This window comes from Catenuloplanes niger (assembly GCF_031458255.1).
GTDB classification, from domain to species: Bacteria; Actinomycetota; Actinomycetes; order Mycobacteriales; family Micromonosporaceae; genus Catenuloplanes; species Catenuloplanes niger.
This window is the reverse complement of the sequence record NZ_JAVDYC010000001.1, coordinates 5,237,324-5,252,102: the sequence shown is the minus strand read 5'-3', so window position 1 is coordinate 5,252,102 and position 14,779 is coordinate 5,237,324. Positions and strand designations below refer to the sequence as shown.

Here is a 14,779-nt window from a genome sequence, read left to right as displayed (position 1 = left end):
CTCACGCGCCACCACTGACTGACCAGGACAGGAGGACCGATGTACCAGGCAATCGTCAGTCCGCAGGAGGACAAGTTCATCGCTGTCCGGGCGGGTCAGAACGCGGCCATGCAGCTTCCCTCCAGGTACTACGCCGAGCTTGCCGACCTGGCCGATCAGAACGCGGTCATGCCCGGCTGGTTCGCCGAGGTAGCGCGACAGGCGTGGGGGTTGGACCTGACGGCGCGCCCGGTCAACGAGGCGCTTGTGGTCCGGCCACCGTCGGTTCTGCCGGTCACGTACAGCCGCGCCTCATGGGAGATCAACAAGGGATGCAACTTCTCCTGTGAGCACTGCTACCTCGAACAACGCCCCTTCGCCGGGCTACCGCTCGCGGACAAGCTGCGTCTGATCGACATGCTGCGCGACATGGGCGTCATCTGGTTCGAGATCACCGGCGGCGAACCGCTCATCGACCCGGACTTCGTGCCCTCGTACGATCGAGCCCACGCGGCCGGGATGATGATGGAGATCTTGACCAACGGCTCCCGCCTCTACCGGGAAGACCTGCTGGACGCGTTCAGAAGGCGTCAGCCGCACAAGATCACCGTGTCGATGTACGGGGCAAGCCCGGAGACCGCCGACGCCCTGACGCAGACACGAGGGGCGTTCAAGAACGCCTATCGCGGGCTCGTCGCGGCGGCTGCAGCCGGGCTTCCCGTCGAGGTCACCCTGATCATCACCAAGCACAACGTCGCCGAGCTGGACGAGATGCGAGCGATGGTGCGAGATCTCGGCCTGCGGTTCAAGGAGTACGCCTCCATCTCACCGACCTACACCGGCAAGGGCTCCACGCTCGCTACGCAGGTTCCCGACCTGATCGGCAAGAGCGATGTCTTCCAGGGCTGCCCGGCGGGACACACGTCGTTCCACGTCGACCCGCACGGTTTCGCGACGATGTGCAAGGTCGGCCGGGACAACCCCATCAGCTTGATCACCGAAGGCCCGCAAGGGCTCTTGCGTCTGCCCGGCATCGCAGACGCCCAGATGCTTCGCACAGGTGGATGCACGGGCTGCAAGCTCTCATCCACCTGCCGGGTATGCCGACCCATGGCACGGGTGTACCAGGAGGCGAAGGCTCCACTCAGTCACTACTGTCAGCACGGCATGAAGGAGGCTTCATGAGCCCCGTCCCGATCGAGATCATCAGCCGCCCGCAGCAGGCGCTCAGCACCGTGATCCGCTCGGCACCCGCGCCGGAGCCCACCGGGGTCGTCATCACGCAGATCGACGACCTGACCGGCGGCAACCAGCGCGGTTGCGGCGACGACAACCCCTACCGCTAGGCACGGCCACAACCCGGTAAGACCCTGGGGCGTTGTCGTGCCAGACGTCCCAGGGCCATCCGGTCGACCAGGAAGTTCACATGTCAGTTCATCGAGTCTCGTATGACGCCCTGCCCGTAGGGACCCGTGCCGCCATTGAGCAGATCACAGGAACCCCGATCACCGTTGAGCCGGTAGCCGAAGGCTTCAACAGCGCGGTGGGGGTGAAACTGGCGAGCGCCAAGGGGCATTTCTTCGTCAAGGCGCTCCGATCCGGCAACCGATGGTCATGGACGCAGGCAAGAGAAGCCGAAGTCGCGCCGCACGTGCACGCAGTTGCGCCGAAGCTTCATGGGCGAGTCGTGAAATACGGCTGGGACGTACTCGTCTTCGAGATGTTGCAAGGCAGCGTGGCCGATTACAGCCCTAGCTCATTTCATGTCCCGGTAGTCGTCGACCTCTTAACCCAGATGAGCGAAATCCCGCGCCCGGACATTGAGTTGCGGGATGCCGGCCAGCGACTTCAAGCCTACGTTCGCCCCGGTAGCGTTCACCACTTCATCGGCGACTCCCTACTGCACACCGATCTTAACAACGCCAACATCATCGTATACAAAGGGAAAGCTCGGATCGTTGATTGGGGATGGGCCACCCGAGGTGCCCCATGGCTCGATGCCGCCTACTGGGTAATTTGGCTTATCGCATCCGGGCATCAGCCACCCTCGGCCGAACGCTGGGCAAGCAAAGTGCCGACATGGCAAATAACGACAGGCGAAGGACTCAACGAGTTTGCAACAGCAAACGCGAGGCTATGGTCTCATATCGGCAAGGGCAGCACAGATCCCTGGACCGAGCGCATGGTTGACGCCTCGGCCGAATGGGAGGCATTCCGGCTACGTTGCTAACCCGACGGCTGCGGCAAAGCAAATGTGCCGACAGAAGGCCCTCAGCGCGGAGCACTCTGGTTGCCCAGCAGGGACGACGGCGGTGTGCTCAAGAGTTGGCAGCCCACGCCCCCACCGAAGATCATGACGGGATCGCCAGGGGGCCTGAGATCTACACTGCGGCCCGAACGAGCCTGGGCGGTACCCGGGGTCTAGGGTAGACCCGCCCAGCACGCCAGAAGGCCGCTGAGGCGGTGGCGGATGTCGAAAGCGGCAATCCGACCCTCCAGCCCACCCTCGACCAGCCCAAACGCTCCGGCCTCGCGCGCGTGCGAAACCGGAATAACTGCTTCGCAGTTATGCTGCCTACCCTTTGTATAGACCCCTACGGGGTCTTCTACTGCAAAGCTGGTTACCTGCTTACGGTCAACCACCAACCGTTTACAGCTCCACCTCATAACCGCTATATCCAGCTTACGGTAAGCCGCTAGCCCAGCTTACGGTTAGCCGCATATCCCCGTTAAACCCCAACAAACCCCTACGGGGTCTTATACTGCAAGGCTGGTTTAGCCGCCTACCGTTAACCCAGCCAACCGTTTACAATTTCAGCTCCATAGCCGCTATAGCATTTTACGGTTTAGCCACATAGCTGCCAATGGCCCCCTACGGGGGCTTCTGGGCAATATCCGATATCCAGCGAAGAAAAAGACCGCCGCCCGGAATATTGATGCAACACTCGCACCAAGCCTGAGCCATTAAGGAAGCTCATATAGACGGTTATAGGCTCTCCGAAGAGAGCCCATAACGCCTCAACTAACTCGATAAGCGGGTATCTGCGATTGCGTCGGAGTCGCTATCCCGAGGCAGGTAAAGGTTATCGCTTACATCAATGATCGCACGTGGCGCATCGGCTGGCAGGTCCTGAAAGAACCGGGTAAAGAAGCCCGAGGCGTAAAGCTTGTCCTTCGCCTCTTCGAGGGTCTCATAATCCCCTCTATCCCACCAGAGATGCGGCTTACCGAAGGCTTCGGCAGGCACGTCACCGAAACTGATTGCTTGACGCTGCTCAAGGAAGCCAAGCAGATCCCCGGGAGTGATGACGAGCAAGCCCATACCGGCATACGCCTTGAACCCACGCCTGGTCAGGAACTCCCGCCGTTCCTCCTCCGTTGACCTCTTCCACCAGTTGCCGTAGGTCTCCCCTGTTGGGACCCATTGGGTCACCGGCTTGGCCTTACCGGCCTTCAACGCCTGCTCCCGGTCGTTGGCAAGCTGGGCGACCTGGGAGGCGTAGGCCACTGCTTCGAGGCGACCAGCCCGGAACTCCTTCGTGAGCTGGTTCATCTCGCCGTCAATGATCGCGAGCTTGCGGGCCTGCTCGTCGTCACCGGCTTTCGTGACCGACTCCATGATCTCCAGGTCGCCGATCTGTATGAGAAGCAACTCCTCCACCCACGCGTACAGGCGCTCCGCAGTGAGCGCCGCACCCTTGCACGCTGGCTGCCCCTTGCTCTTGTTGCCGTGGCATCGGTATCGCGCCTTCCTGCTACGGGCCGGCTCCGCCTTCGTGAAGTACAGGGGATTGCCGCACGTGAGGCAGAACGCGACACCGAGCAGGGCAGAGGACGACCCTCGCGGCTTCCTGTACTTCACGGAGTTCACGGCGTCCTGGAGGACGGCCCACTCCTCCATGCCGAGGACCGGCTGCGATCTCATGATGGGTGCGCCGTCGTCACCTCGCAGGACGGAGCCATCGGCCGTCTGGTATTCGCCCAGGAGTGACCGGTTGGTGAGGATCGCCTGGACCGCGTTCGGCAGCCATTTCCTGCCCCTGGCCTCCGGAGCGATCAGACGCGTCGTGCTCTCCCCTCTGGCCGACCGGAGACGAGCGATGTCCTGGACCGTGGGGATCTCCTGCTCGTTGAGCCATTGCGCCACCCCCGAGAAGCTGGGCGTGTCGATGAACCGCCGGATCATCTCCTTGAGGACGGGACCGTACTCGGGATCAAGCTCCAACGTGAAGCCGTCTGAGCCCTTCACGGACCGTCGGCCGAACGGGACCAGACCGCCCGGCCACCGTCCGTGCTGCCGCATGGCCTCGCGCGAAGCTCTGATCCGTGCGGTGATCGCGTCCAGCTCAGCTTCCGCCACAACCGCGAGGATCTGAACGACCACCTTCCCCCACGGCTTGGACAGATCGAAGCCCTCCTCGCACGAGATGAGGCCCTTGCCGTGCTTCGAGCACCACTCCATCAGCCCGGTAAGGTGGCGGACCGACCGAGCGATCCGGTCGATCTTCAAGACGATGATGTGGTCGAACTCGTCCTTGCGGTTCGTGAGCCAGTCACCGATGGACGGACGCATCCACGGCGACGTGGAGCCGGAGACGTCGATGTCGACCGCCCAGCCGACCAGCTCCATCTCCTCGCTCTCGGCCCTCTTCGTGATGCGCCTACGCTGCGTCTCCTCGCCCGTCTGGTTCTCGTTCGAGACCGAGAGGCGGACGACACCCAGGGCTCTGGGCTTGTTCACTGGTTCCGCCCCATGCTGACTGATCACCTCAGCCAGTGGGGCAACTCTACAGACCGTGCCCACGCTGCGCTTCGAGGACGGGTCCGCGCTGACCAACCCGTCCATCGTCCAGGTGAAGGCCCATCTCGCGGAGCTCGCCGCCTGAGCGCTGTGCCATATATACGGCCGCCGATCTTGATCATTTACGATCGGCGGCCGTATTTGTTCGGCAGAATGCCTGATTTCTATTGATCTGCGCCTTGGACATTCGCAATGCGCGTCCCCCGCGTATCAATGAAGCGGTTCATAATGGGCGATGGCGAAACGATCGGCTGACACGTGGAGGTTGCGGTGTCCCCTGCTCCGAGCCCGATAGTGCGGCGACGCCGGCTCGGACAGGCGCTGCGCCGGCTGCGGGAGACCGCCGGCCTCACCGGTGACCAGGTCATCGAGCGGATCGGCTGGGCCTCCGCCTCCAAACTGTCCCGTCTGGAGAACGGCCGCAGCCGCCCCGACCTGGGCGACGTGCTCGACCTGCTCGATCTCTACGGCGTCGACGGCGAGTCCCGCAACGAGCTGATCGCGATCACCCGGGACGCCGGAAACACCCGGGCCTGGCTGCGCGCCTACCCGGTGATGACGCCGCAGCAGCGCGACTGGGCCGAGTTGGAGGCCGGCTGCGTCGACATCCGGGAGTACGCGCCGTCCTACGTTCCCGGCCTGCTCCAGACCCCGGAGTACGCGCGCCTTCGCCTGATCTCCGCGCACCCGCTGGCCAGCCCTCCCGCCGACGGCCACAGCCCGGAGGGCCTGGAGAACCAGATCCACGCGCGGATCGCGCGGCAGGCCCTGCTCACCCGCCGCCACGACGCGCCGCGCTACGACGTGGTGCTGGAGGAGACCGCGCTCACCGGCCGCGGCGGCCCGCCCGACATCCTCCGCGGCCAGGCCGCCCACCTCCGCCGGATCGGTGCGCTGCCCAACGTCACGATCCGGGTGCTGCCGCGCACCGCCACGGTCGGCAACTGGTACCTGGCGCACACCAGTTTCTCGATCTACCGCTTCGCCGACCCGCAGGACCCGGAGACGGTCGCGGTGGAGACCCTCGAACGGGACATGTTCGTCAACGAGGCCGACGAGGTCCGCCACTACGCCACCGTCTACGACTGGCTCCGCGACGCGGCACTCTCCCCGGAGGACTCCATGCGGTGGCTCGTCGAGGCCGCGGAGACCCTGCACGCCACGGTGCACCCACCGGCTCAGCGTCGCGCTCCGGACCAGCATCTCTCCTCCTGAGACCGACCCCCGCCGCGCGCCCCGATCTTGATCTTCGACGCGCCCCCCGGCCCGGCGACAACTCACGTACGGTGGTGGGGTTACGCAAAGTGAGAGACTTTCACTCGATCGGGTGGCGCTGAGCCGTGCGGAAATCTCCGTGCTTGCCGGGTCCGAATAGCTGCCAGGAACATGTCCGTGGTGGACGGTTGCACTTTCCACTTAGGTGGGAATTGCATGCCGGCCACTACCGAGGGTCACGGCGTCGCTGGGGAGTGGATCATGCGCTATCTGATCGTCCGCACCGATATCCGGCCGGTGGAGACGGGGTCGATGGAGTCCGTGTGGGCCGACGGGAAATCGGTGCGTGATGAGCGGACCACGCCCGAGCCGCGGCGCCAGACCGTGCTGGCGCAGGACCGGTCCGCCGCGCTCGACCTCGCGCGGGCGCTGTCGGCGATGGGCTCGGTGCGCTCCGGCCGCCAGCGCGTGAAGATCATCAGAGTCGGCGATCCCCGTGGCTGGCAGGCCCGCGACCTGGAGCCGCTGCCCGACGAGGCCCGGTGACGGCCGGAACGCGCACCGCGGGCCGCGCCCGGGCCCCGGCCGCTACTCCGCCACCCAGTTGGCGATCAGGTAGTGCGCGATGGACGCCCCCATCGGCAGGCCGACCCGCAGTCCGTCGTGCGTCAGCACCGTGCCACCGTCCAGGACGGTGCGGATCTCGCGCCGGGTGAACCACCGGGCCTCGACGATCTCCTCCGGGTCCACCGTGACCGGCAGCGACGGATCGGCGGTCGCGGTGAACCCGAGCATCAGCGAGCCCGGGAACGGCCACGGCTGGCTGGCGACGTAGCTGATGCCACCGATCGGCAGCCCCACCTCCTCCGCCACCTCGCGGATCACCGCGGCCTCGGCCGACTCGCCCGGCTCGACGTACCCGGCCAGGCAGGAGAACCGCCGGATGTCGGCCGCCCCGGTCCAGGCCGCGTTGTTGCCCAGCAGGCAGCGGCCGTCCGGCCCGGCCACGCCGTCGTGCACCAGCACGATCATGGCGGGGTCGGTCCGCGGCCAGACCTGCTTGCCACCGGCGTCGATCCGGCTCCACCCGGCCTCGTGCGCGCTGGTGGCGCCGCCGCTGACCGGGGAGAAGCCGTAGGCCGCGTGCCAGTTCGCCAGCGCCAGCGCGGTGGTCATCAGCCCGGCGTCACGGTCGTCGAGCTGGTGGCCCACGTCACGCAGGTTCACCGGCCGGGCGCCGGCGACCGTGGGCAGCGGCGCGTCGACCGCGAAGACCGGCCCGCCGTCCGGCTCCTCGCCGAGGAAGAGCCGGGACTCCACCGGTACGCGCGGCGCGCTCTCCGGCGTGAAGAGCAGCAGCCGGTTGTCGTCGGTGATCAGGGTGCGCCCGCCGGAGCGGGTGTCCAGCACGAGCACCCGGGCCCGTTCCCAGGCCGCGGCCAGCCATTCGGCGTCGCGCCGCCGGTGGGCGGAGCGGTCCAGTGTGGTCCGGGCCAGCGGTGGGCCCGGGCGTTCGTGCGTCACGGTTGTGCTTTCTCGATCGGGGTCAGGGCCGCGAGCGGCGCTTCGATCCGCGAGGCGTCGCCGAGCACGACGGTGACCGCGCGGGCCGGTGCGAGGTAGGTCGACGCGGCGGCGAACACCTCGTCCCTGGTGACGGCCGCGAGCCGGGCCGAGTGCTCGGCGAGGTGGTTCAGGCGCAGGCCGGAGCCGGCGTACGTGGTGGCCAGCCCGGCCAGCCCGGCCTGGGTGGCGACGCCGAGCCGGAGGCTGCCCAGCGCGTACTGCCGGGCCTGTTCCAGCTCGTCCTCGGCCGGCGGCAGGCTGGCGATCCGGCCCAGTTCGTAGAGCGTCTCCAGCATCGCCGGGCCGGTGACCTCGGTGGCCACGTCCGCCGCGACGGTGAGCGAGGAGCCGGCGACCAGGTGCTCGATCGCGGAGTGCGGCCCGTACGTGTAGCCCTTGTCCTCGCGGATGTTCTCCACCCAGCGGGACGAGAAGTACCCACCGAAGATCAGGTTGGCGATCATCAGCGCGGCGTGGTCCGGGTGCGTGCGGGGCACCGCGGGCAGCGCCATCCGCAGCGACGACTGCACCGACTCCGGCCGGTCGACGACCATCAGGGCACCGGGGACCAGCGACGGTACGGCCGGGACCGCCCACTTGGTGGCCGGCACGTCACCGCCGATCGCCCAGCCGCCGAGGATCTGCTCCGCGGTGTCGATCGCCTTGGCCGGGGTGATGTCGCCGACCAGCACCAGCGTGGCGCCGGCCGGCCGGACCCGCTCCGAGTGCAGCGCGCGCAGCTGGGCCGGGCGGATCGCCTTGACCTGCTCCGGCTCGGGCAGCTGGTTCGCGTACGGATGCCGGCCGTAGATCCGTTTGAGCAGCGCGGTGCGGGCCACGTGCTGCGGCTGGCTCTGCGCGACCTGGATGTGGTCGACCAGGCGGGCGCGCTCGGTGGCCACCTCCTCGGCCGGGTAACGGGCCGCGGTGAGCACCTCGCCGAGCAGCTCCAGGATCCGCTCCAGGCCGCCGACCAGGCCGTTCCCGGAGAGGATCAGCCGGTCCGGATCGACGCCCGCGCTCAGTCCGCCGCCGACCGTCTGCAGCTCCGCCGCGATCTCCACGGAGGACATCGTGTCGGTGCCGGACAGCAGCGTCTGGGCGAGCATGGCGGCGCGGGCCGGGTGCGCCTTGCCGAACGGGATGCGCAGCCGGACCTCGACCAGCGGCACGGACGGCCGCCGGATCGCGATCACGGTGAGCCCGTTCGGCAGCGTGGCCTCGGCCTCCTTGGGCAGCTGCAGCTTGGTCGTCGGCCCCAGCGCGGGCAGCGTGGTGACCAGCTCGGGGACCTGGACGGGCTTGATCTTCGCAGGGCTCATCGTGCCGCTCCCGGGATGACCTCGACGGTGGCCCGGCGCTGCGGCCGGAGGGTGGCCGCGGCGGCCCGGATCTGCTCCTCGGTGACGTCGCCGAGCAGCACGGGCAGCTGGTTGAGCAGCTCCGGCTCGCCGCGCTGCTGTTCCAGAACCGCCATCCGGAGGGTACGGCTGAGCACCGCGTCCGTGTCCCGGAGCAGGTGCGTCGCCATCCGCGCCTGGGTGCGGGCCAGCTCGCCCGGGGCCAGGCCGTCCTCGGCCAGCCGGTCCAGCTCCTCGTCGATGCTGCGGAGCAGCTTGTCCGTGTCGCCGCCCGGTGGCAGGTGCGCCTGGAGCAGCAGCGCGGTGGGGTCGCGCACCTCGAACGGCTCGCCCATGAAGCCGAGGTAGCCGCCGACGCTGGTGACCGACCGGTCCTTCAGCACCAGGCGCTCGACCAGCCGGGACGCGTCGCCGTCGGTCAGCACCTCGGCGAGCACCACGTACGGCAGGTAGCCGGCGAAGTCGGTGATCGGGTCCGGCACCCGCCAGGCCGCCGCGACCGCGGGCAGCGGCGCGAGCCGGTCCGTGTACGACCGGCGGCGCTCCGCGGTCAGGTCCGGCTCGTCGAACGACGGCCGCACCGGGGCCGGCCGCGCGGGCACGCTGCCGAAGTGCCGCTCGATCAGCGCGGTGGCCTCGGCCACGTCGAAGTCCCCGGCCACGGAGAGCACCGCGTTGCCGTTCGCGTAGTACCGCTCGAAGAAGTCGGCCGCGTCCGCGACGGTGGCGCTCTCCAGGTCGGTGAACGACCCGTAGCCGTCGTGCGCGTTCGGGAACGTGTCGAACATGACCGGCGGCAGCGACAGCCAGGGGAACGCGCCGTACGGCTGGTTGAGCACGTTGACCCGGATCTCCTCCTTCACCACGTCGACCTGGTTGCGCAGGTTCTCCTCGGTGAGCCGGGGGCCGCGCATCCGGTCCGCCTCGAGGAAGAGCGCACGCTCGAGCGCGTTGCTCGGCAGCACCTCGAAGTAGTCCGTGTAGTCCAGGTGGGTGGAGCCGTTGAAGGTGCCACCGGATCCCTGCACGTGCCGGAAGTGCGCGAGTTTCTCCAGGTTCGCCGAGCCCTGGAACATCAGGTGTTCGAAGAGGTGCGCGAAGCCGGTCCGCCCTTCCGGTTCCGAGCGGATGCCCACGTCGTAGACGACGGCCACGCCGACCACGGGTGCGCTGCGGTCGGGGGCCAGGACGACGCGCAGTCCGTTGGCGAGCGTCACGCGCTCGATCGGGTACCGCGTCGCGGCTATTTTGTTGGATCTCCGGGCCACCCTGCGACATTAGCGCTTTCCCGCGCCATCGGCTCCCGACGCACCCGGTCCACCTTCCCAGCATGCGGACATCATCTTGACCGGGAAGCCCCACCGAATCGATTGTTCCTATCAAACAAGTAGGCAATATCTGGATTGGATCTCGATGAGCTCTCTTCGGCTGCGAACCCTGGCCGCCGCCGTGGCCCTCGCCACGGCCACCGTGGGCGCGCTCACCGCCTGCGGTGACACCGGCGAGGCCGCCGGCGCGGACGGCGGTCCGGTGACGCTGCGGCTCGGATACTTCCCGAACATCACGCACGCCTCCGCCGTCGTGGGCGTCGAAAAGGGCATCTTCCAGGACAAGCTCGGTAGCAACGTCACGCTGGAGACCAAGACCTTCAACGCCGGCCCGGCCGCGGTCGAGGCGCTCTTCTCGGACGCGATCGACGCCACCTACATCGGCCCGAACCCGACCGTCAACGCGCACTCGAAGTCGAACGGCGAGGCGGTCCGGGTGGTCTCCGGGTCCGCGTCCGGCGGCGTCGCGCTGGTGGTCAAGCCGGAGATCAACGGCGTCGAGGACCTCCGGGGCAAGAAGATCGCCACCCCGCAGCTGGGCAACACGCAGGACGTGGCGTTCCGCTACTGGCTGAAGGAGAAGGGCCTCACCGCCACCAAGGAGGGCGGCGGTGACGTCTCGATCGTGCCGCAGGAGAACGCGCAGACCGTCGAGACGTTCACCAGCGGCGCGATCCAGGGCGCCTGGGTGCCGGAGCCGTTCGTGTCCCGGCTGGTCAACGCGGGCGGCAAGGTCCTCGTGGACGAGCGCGACCTGTGGCCGGACGGCAAGTTCGTGATCACCAACCTGATCGTCAGCACGAAGTTCCTCAAGGCGCACCCGGACGTGGTCAAGGCCCTGGTGGCCGGCCAGGTCGCGGCCAACGACCACCTGCACAAGAACGAGGCGGACTCGCAGAAGGCGATCTCCGACCACATCGGCAAGATCACCGGTAAGCCCCTCGACCCGGAGCTGATCGCGCAGGCCTGGAAGACGATCGAGTTCACCAACGACCCGATCGCGTCCTCGCTGGCCACCGGCCTGGACCACGCGGTGGCGGTGGAGCTCACCCAGCCGGTCGACCTGAAGGGCCTCTACGACCTGTCGTACCTCAACGAGGCACTGAAGGCCGCCGGCGAGGCCGAGGTCCCGCAGCCATGACCACCACCCAGGCGCCGGCCGAGGCCGCGGTCTCCCTCGACGGGGTGACCAAGGTCTACGGCCGCGGCGGTGAGGCCGTCCTCGCGCTGGACGGCCTCAGCCTGACGGTCCGGCCCGGCGAGTTCGTCTGCCTGGTCGGCGCGTCCGGCTGCGGCAAGAGCACGCTGCTCAACCTGGTCGCCGGCCTCGACTCACCGTCCGGCGGCGAGATCACGGTGGCCGGCGGCGCCCGGCCCGGCCTGATGTTCCAGGAGTCCGCGCTCTTCCCCTGGCTGAGCGTCGGCGCGAACGTGGAGCTGCCCCTCAAGCTGCGCAAGGTCGGCAAGGCGGAACGCCGGGAGCGGGTCGCGGACCTGCTGCGCACCGTGCACCTGGGCGACTTCGGCACCCACCGGCCGCACCAGCTCTCCGGCGGCATGCGGCAGCGCGTCGCGCTGGCCCGCACGCTCGCGCTGGACACACCGGTGCTGCTGATGGACGAGCCGTTCGGCGCGCTGGACGCGATGACCCGGGACATCCTGCACGACGAGCTGGAGCGCATCTACCTGGAGCGCGAGCTGACCGTCCTGTTCGTGACGCACAACGTGCGCGAGGCGGCCCGGCTGGCCGACCGCATCGTGCTGCTCTCCAGCCGGCCCGGCCGGATCATCCACGAGACCGTGGTGGACGCGCCCCGGCCCCGGCGCATCGACGCGCCCGAGGTCGCCGCGATCGCGGCCGACGTCACGGACCGCCTGCGCAGGGAGGTCATCCGCCATGGCCAGTGACACGCTCGTCACGCGGGAGCCGGAGGCGATCTCCGGCCTCGACGCGCTGGAGATCGCCGGCCGGGAGAAGGGCCCGTCACGGGCCGGCCGGCTCTGGTTCCAGACCTGGCCAAAGCTCACCGCGGTCGCGCTGGCCGTGCTGGCCTGGCAGGTCGTGGTCTGGTCGGGCTGGAAGCCGGCCTACGTGCTGCCCGGCCCGGACGTGGTCGGCCCGGACCTGTGGGCGTACGTGCGGTCCGAGGCGTTCTGGTCCGGTCTCGGCACCACCGCGCGGCGAGCCGGCGTCGGCTTCGCGGCCGCGGTCGGGGTCGGGCTGCTGCTCGGGCTCGCGGTCTCCAGCAGCCGGATCCTGCGCGCCGCGATCGGCTCGATGATCACCGCGCTGCAGACCATGCCGTCGATCGCCTGGTTCCCGCTCGCCATCATGCTCTACCAGCTCAGCGAGCAGGCGATCTTCTTCGTGGTGGTGCTCGGCGCCGCGCCGTCGATCGCGAACGGCGTGATCCACGGCGTCGACTACGTGCCACCGCTGCTGCGCCGCGCCGGGCACAACATCGGCGCCCGCGGCCTGACGCTCTACCGGTACGTCATCGCACCGGCCGCGCTGCCGGCCATCGTCGCCGGGCTCAAACAGGGCTGGGCGTTCGCCTGGCGCAGCCTGATGGCCGGCGAGCTGCTCGTGGTGATCGCGACCAAGACGTCGATCGGCGCGCAGCTGCAGTACGCCCGCGAACTCAGCGACACCGAGCGACTCATCTCGATCATGATCGCGATCCTGGTCTTCGGCCTGCTGGCGGACGCCGCGTTCGGCGCCGCCGACCGGGCCATCCGGCGCCGCTGGGGACTGCTGGACCGCAACAGCTGAGGAGGAACCGCCCATGTACGTCTCGGCGCGCAGTGACTACGCGGTCCGCGCGATGCTCGCCATCGCGGACACCGACCACCGGGAGACGCGTGAGCTGGTGAAGGCCGCCACGCTCGCCACCTCGCAGGAGATCCCGCTCAGCTTCCTCCAGGGCATCCTGCTGGACCTGCGCCGGGCCGGGCTGCTGCACAGCCACCGAGGCGTCGAGGGCGGGTACGCGCTGGCCCGCCCCGCGGACGCGATCACGGTCGGCGACGTCCTGCGGGCGGTGAGCGGCTCGCTGACCATGGTCCGCGGCCTGCCCGCGGACGCCGCCGGCTACCACGGCGTCGCGGCCGGCCTGACCGACGTCTGGCTGGCCGTGCACGAGGCGATCGAAGAGGTCGTCGACACGGCCACGCTGGCGGACCTGCTGTCCCGGGCCCGCCTGGAGCATGAAGCCACCACACGGTAGAAACAGGAGCGGCACATGCGGAAACTCATCCTGCTCGCCCTGGTCGGGCTGGGCGCGCAACTCGTCGACGGCAGCCTCGGCATGGCGTACGGCGTCACCTCCACCACCCTGCTGCTCGCGATCGGCACCAACCCGGCCGCGGCCTCCGCCACCGTGCACCTGGCGGAGATCGGCACCACGCTGGTCTCCGGCGCGTCGCACTGGCGGTTCGGCAACGTCGACTGGCGGGTCGTCGCGAAGATCGGCATCCCGGGCGGCATCGGCGCGTTCGCCGGGGCGACCTTCCTGTCCAGCCTCTCCACCGAGGTCGCGGCGCCGGTGATGGCGCTGATCCTGCTCGCCCTCGGCATCTACATCCTGGTCCGGTTCACCGCCTGGGGCCTGCCCAAGGACCGACTGGGCCAGCCGCTGCGCAAGCGCTTCCTGGCGCCGCTCGGCCTGTTCGGCGGCTTCGTCGACTCCACCGGCGGTGGCGGCTGGGGCCCGGTCGGCACGCCGGCGATCCTGGCCAGCGGGCGCCTGGAGCCGCGCAAGGTGATCGGCTCCATCGACACCAGCGAGTTCATCGTGGCGGTCGCGGCCAGCATCGGTTTCCTGCTCGGCATCGGCAGCGAGAACATCGACTTCACCTGGGTGGTGGCGCTGCTGCTCGGCGGCGTGATCGCGGCGCCGATCGCGGCCTGGCTGGTCCGGCACATCCCGCCGCGGATCCTGGGCGCGGCGGTCGGCGGCATCATCGTCCTGACGAACACCCGGTCGCTGCTGCGCAGTGACTGGATCGACGCGCCGGACACCGCGCGGTACGCGGTCTACGCGGTGATCTACCTGGTCTGGGCCGGCGCGATCGCGTACTCGTGGCGGCAGTACCGGGCGTACCGCGACCTGGAGACCGTCGAGGCGATCGACGCCGAGGCGGAGAAGCACCGGGCCGCGGCGGTCTGAGCACGGCGTGGGGCGGTCCGGACCGGACCGCCCCACGCACTCACGGCTCCGAGCCCTGGGCCGACGCGTCCGGCGCGTCGAAGAACGGGATCCGGAACTCGACTATCACGCTCTCCACGGCGGACGACTCGTACCAGGGAAGGAACGCGGCCAGCGACGCCAGCCCCACCCCCAGCAGCGCCAGCGTGAAGACCAGCGCCATCTCCCCCATCCCGCCCTTTCCGTTGCTCACCGCAGAACCCCCGTTTGCGTTCACCCGACGACGAGTCGACATGTCTCAACGTCTCGCCCGAGCGCTTAGCATGTCCGGTCAAGGGTCGATGCACAGTCGACCATCGGACGCTTCACCTCGGCCGTACG

At 68.7% G+C, this 14,779-nt stretch carries 15 protein-coding genes and 1 pseudogene; 11 read left to right on the top strand and 5 right to left on the bottom strand.

The window, feature by feature from the left end:
* The first annotated feature begins 39 nt into the window (after nt 1–39).
* The 3 genes from J2S44_RS23355 (at nt 40) to J2S44_RS23345 (ending at nt 2,209) form a co-directional block, all read left to right on the top strand.
* Entirely contained in the window at nt 40–1,164 is a 1,125-nt protein-coding gene (locus J2S44_RS23355) for a radical SAM protein (RefSeq protein WP_310417790.1), read from the top strand.
* Nucleotides 1,161–1,325: a hypothetical protein gene (locus J2S44_RS23350; RefSeq protein WP_310417787.1), complete on the top strand. Its 165-nt coding sequence runs from the start codon at nt 1,161–1,163 to the stop codon at nt 1,323–1,325. The genes J2S44_RS23355 and J2S44_RS23350 overlap by 4 nt, the downstream gene beginning before the upstream one ends.
* An 80-nt stretch (nt 1,326–1,405) precedes the next feature.
* Complete coding sequence (locus tag J2S44_RS23345) at nt 1,406–2,209, top strand: protein kinase family protein (RefSeq protein WP_310417783.1); 804 nt, start codon at nt 1,406–1,408, stop codon at nt 2,207–2,209.
* A gap of 792 nt (nt 2,210–3,001) precedes the next feature.
* On the opposite strand, the gene J2S44_RS23340 is transcribed toward J2S44_RS23345, so the two are convergent.
* Entirely contained in the window at nt 3,002–4,720 is a 1,719-nt protein-coding gene (locus tag J2S44_RS23340; RefSeq protein ID WP_310417780.1) for a recombinase family protein, read from the bottom strand.
* 49 nt (nt 4,721–4,769) lie between these two features.
* Between J2S44_RS23340 and J2S44_RS23335 the strand changes: the two are divergent.
* The 3 genes and pseudogenes from J2S44_RS23335 to J2S44_RS23325 form a co-directional block, all read left to right on the top strand.
* A pseudogene (locus J2S44_RS23335) lies at nt 4,770–4,865 on the top strand (thioredoxin domain-containing protein); the annotation flags it as partial.
* A 185-nt stretch (nt 4,866–5,050) separates the two neighbouring features.
* Complete coding sequence (locus J2S44_RS23330; RefSeq protein WP_310417777.1) at nt 5,051–5,995, top strand: helix-turn-helix domain-containing protein; 945 nt, start codon at nt 5,051–5,053, stop codon at nt 5,993–5,995.
* Between the two features lie 261 nt (nt 5,996–6,256).
* A complete protein-coding gene (locus J2S44_RS23325; protein ID WP_310417772.1) occupies nt 6,257–6,541 on the top strand; it encodes a hypothetical protein in 285 nt (94 codons plus the stop codon).
* Between the two features lie 42 nt (nt 6,542–6,583).
* Here J2S44_RS23325 and nudC read toward each other — a convergent pair whose 3' ends face one another.
* The 3 genes from nudC to J2S44_RS23310 are packed head-to-tail and all read right to left on the bottom strand — an operon-like array spanning nt 6,584 to nt 10,148.
* A complete protein-coding gene (gene nudC, locus J2S44_RS23320) occupies nt 6,584–7,519 on the bottom strand; it encodes an NAD(+) diphosphatase (protein WP_310417769.1) in 936 nt (311 codons plus the stop codon).
* Nucleotides 7,516–8,883: a M16 family metallopeptidase gene (locus J2S44_RS23315; RefSeq protein WP_310417766.1), complete on the bottom strand. Its 1,368-nt coding sequence runs from the start codon at nt 8,881–8,883 to the stop codon at nt 7,516–7,518. The genes nudC and J2S44_RS23315 overlap by 4 nt, the downstream gene beginning before the upstream one ends.
* Nucleotides 8,880–10,148 (bottom strand): M16 family metallopeptidase, encoded by a 1,269-nt coding sequence (locus J2S44_RS23310; protein ID WP_374728010.1) that lies wholly within the window; start codon nt 10,146–10,148, stop codon nt 8,880–8,882. Before J2S44_RS23310 ends, J2S44_RS23315 begins: the two co-directional genes overlap by 4 nt.
* A gap of 187 nt (nt 10,149–10,335) precedes the next feature.
* On the opposite strand from J2S44_RS23310, the gene J2S44_RS23305 reads away from it, so the two are divergent.
* From J2S44_RS23305 to J2S44_RS23285, 5 genes are read left to right on the top strand one after another with little or no spacing between them, the layout of a single operon-like run.
* Nucleotides 10,336–11,391 (top strand): ABC transporter substrate-binding protein, encoded by a 1,056-nt coding sequence (locus J2S44_RS23305; RefSeq protein WP_310417764.1) that lies wholly within the window; start codon nt 10,336–10,338, stop codon nt 11,389–11,391.
* A complete protein-coding gene (locus tag J2S44_RS23300) occupies nt 11,388–12,158 on the top strand; it encodes an ABC transporter ATP-binding protein (RefSeq protein ID WP_310417762.1) in 771 nt (256 codons plus the stop codon). Before J2S44_RS23305 ends, J2S44_RS23300 begins: the two co-directional genes overlap by 4 nt.
* Entirely contained in the window at nt 12,148–13,023 is an 876-nt protein-coding gene (locus J2S44_RS23295; RefSeq protein ID WP_310417759.1) for an ABC transporter permease, read from the top strand. The genes J2S44_RS23300 and J2S44_RS23295 overlap by 11 nt, the downstream gene beginning before the upstream one ends.
* 13 nt (nt 13,024–13,036) lie before the next feature.
* On the top strand, nt 13,037–13,477 hold the full coding sequence (locus J2S44_RS23290; RefSeq protein ID WP_310417757.1) for an RrF2 family transcriptional regulator: 441 nt from the start codon (nt 13,037–13,039) through the stop codon (nt 13,475–13,477).
* Between the two features lie 15 nt (nt 13,478–13,492).
* On the top strand, nt 13,493–14,419 hold the full coding sequence (locus J2S44_RS23285) for a sulfite exporter TauE/SafE family protein (RefSeq protein WP_310417754.1): 927 nt from the start codon (nt 13,493–13,495) through the stop codon (nt 14,417–14,419).
* A gap of 40 nt (nt 14,420–14,459) precedes the next feature.
* Here the strand turns inward: J2S44_RS23285 and J2S44_RS23280 are convergent, their stop codons facing one another.
* Entirely contained in the window at nt 14,460–14,651 is a 192-nt protein-coding gene (locus J2S44_RS23280) for a hypothetical protein (RefSeq protein WP_310417750.1), read from the bottom strand.
* Nucleotides 14,652–14,779 lie beyond the last annotated feature (128 nt).

Coding starts and splice junctions, on each gene's coding strand:
- J2S44_RS23355 (WP_310417790.1), top strand. CDS start 40: ATGTACCAGGCAATCGTCAGTCCGCAGGAGGACAAGTTCATCGCTGTC.
- J2S44_RS23350 (WP_310417787.1), top strand. CDS start 1,161: ATGAGCCCCGTCCCGATCGAGATCATCAGCCGCCCGCAGCAGGCGCTC.
- J2S44_RS23345 (WP_310417783.1), top strand. CDS start 1,406: ATGTCAGTTCATCGAGTCTCGTATGACGCCCTGCCCGTAGGGACCCGT.
- J2S44_RS23325 (WP_310417772.1), top strand. CDS start 6,257: ATGCGCTATCTGATCGTCCGCACCGATATCCGGCCGGTGGAGACGGGG.
- J2S44_RS23315 (WP_310417766.1), bottom strand. CDS start 8,883: ATGAGCCCTGCGAAGATCAAGCCCGTCCAGGTCCCCGAGCTGGTCACC.
- J2S44_RS23305 (WP_310417764.1), top strand. CDS start 10,336: ATGAGCTCTCTTCGGCTGCGAACCCTGGCCGCCGCCGTGGCCCTCGCC.
- J2S44_RS23300 (WP_310417762.1), top strand. CDS start 11,388: ATGACCACCACCCAGGCGCCGGCCGAGGCCGCGGTCTCCCTCGACGGG.
- J2S44_RS23295 (WP_310417759.1), top strand. CDS start 12,148: ATGGCCAGTGACACGCTCGTCACGCGGGAGCCGGAGGCGATCTCCGGC.
- J2S44_RS23290 (WP_310417757.1), top strand. CDS start 13,037: ATGTACGTCTCGGCGCGCAGTGACTACGCGGTCCGCGCGATGCTCGCC.
- J2S44_RS23285 (WP_310417754.1), top strand. CDS start 13,493: ATGCGGAAACTCATCCTGCTCGCCCTGGTCGGGCTGGGCGCGCAACTC.